Genomic DNA, 1543 nt, shown 5'->3' on the forward strand with positions numbered 1-1543 from the left:
TTCATAAGTGACTGTAATTAAATGATTAATTTTTAGTCAACCTATTTCAGGAAAGTTCAATTTTCAAATGTTAGCTAGCGTATTTGTATAAGGAAAGTTGCGTGTTTGTGTGCGAGGATTTTCCGAAGGAAAATCAGAAGCTAGCAAATGAGCAACTAATTTTGGTTTAGCTAAAAATAGCAATTTTTTTTACACGGTGTTGTACTGCGTTTTTAATTCCGTTTTCAAGTATTTTATTACTTTTTCGAAAAGTCTTTTTTCTTGAAATCTGTAAACAATCCAAAACCAAATAATCATCAAAGGAAATAGAAAAAGAATCCAAACAGGCATTTTTTCATTACTAAATAAAAATATCAAAATAAAAATCACAGATAATATTCCGATAAAGTACATTTCAATCCGCAATCTTGTTGTCAATTCAATTTTAGTATTTCCGTTATTCAATTCAGTAATTTTTGCATAACCTTTTATTCCGTCAAAATATCCAGGATTATAGTTAAGCATTATTGTTCCGACTGAAAGTTTAGAGAGAAATTTAAATTCATTATCTGAAACCCAATCAAGTTTAAATTTTCTTTCTTTTTTGAATCGAATTTGTTCTTTCAATTCAGATATTGAACCTTTAAATTCAATAGATTCTTTTAAAAGTGTCTTGTCGATTAAGTCTTTCATTAATATTTATAAAATGTTTCCTAAATGCAGTACAACGGTTTAGCTATGCGTAGTGCGGAAGCAAGGAAACATTTTCGTTTCCGTCTACACACGAAGCTAAAGCTTATTGTTTAGTTTTATTTTTTGTTTGTTCAAAAGCTAAATCCACAAGATTTAGCGACACTCTAAAAATACGCAAACCTTTCCGTTTAAACCCAAAAGTCCGCATTACGTATAGGTTTTGTTGGCAATAGTTTTTACTTTTCTATTAAATCCAATATTGAATCAATCTGCCTTTGCTCAATTTTGTACTTTTCATAAAAAACTTCTTTGGTATTTTTCAGTTTGTTTGTTTCAGATTTTAGAGTTAACGCAAGATTTGTTATAGTTTCTGAAATTTCCAGTTCATTATCAACAATCGTGTCCTTTATTAAAGTTAGATATATGCCAAACTTTTTCTCAAACTTTTTAAGGGATTCTAAATGATTTATCACTTCATTAAGAAGAGTATTGTCCGAGAATTTTTCCTTTTCTAATTTTAGTTCATTTAAATAGATATTAACCGCTTTAGATATTTGAATATTAAGAGTGTCGATTTCTGCTAAATTCGATTTGTCTAAATCTTGATTGTCAGTTTTTTTTGTTTCTACTATTTTTTGCAAATTCAGATTTCTTTGATTGAAGAGAAGTGAAGTCTCATTTTGTGCTTCTAAGCATAGTCTAACAACATCTAAGGTTCTTCCTTTTTCTTGCTTACAAGCTATTATCAGGAATCCAAGAGCTATAATAATGAGAGTAATTTCTTTGTTCAAATTGCTGCATTCAAGGTTCTAACGCAACAAACGTTGCTTTTTTTTTAGTTAGTCTAAGCTACAAATTTAAGTTCAAAATC

General features: G+C 28.8%; 2 protein-coding genes. Both read right to left on the reverse strand.

From position 1 onward, the window contains the following. Nucleotides 1-189 precede the first annotated feature (189 nt). Nucleotides 190-672 carry a YwiC-like family protein gene (locus Q0945_RS15845; protein WP_299436585.1) on the reverse strand — a complete coding sequence of 161 codons (483 nt, stop codon included), beginning with the start codon at nt 670-672 and terminating at the stop codon, nt 190-192. 236 nt (nt 673-908) lie between these two features. After that, entirely contained in the window at nt 909-1463 is a 555-nt protein-coding gene (locus tag Q0945_RS15850) for a hypothetical protein (RefSeq protein ID WP_299436588.1), read from the reverse strand. Nucleotides 1464-1543: the final 80 nt, after the last annotated feature.

Source organism: uncultured Maribacter sp., from assembly GCF_947500405.1.
Taxonomy (GTDB): Bacteria; Bacteroidota; Bacteroidia; order Flavobacteriales; family Flavobacteriaceae; genus Maribacter_B.

Coding starts and splice junctions, on each gene's coding strand:
- Q0945_RS15845 (WP_299436585.1), bottom strand. CDS start 672: ATGAAAGACTTAATCGACAAGACACTTTTAAAAGAATCTATTGAATTT.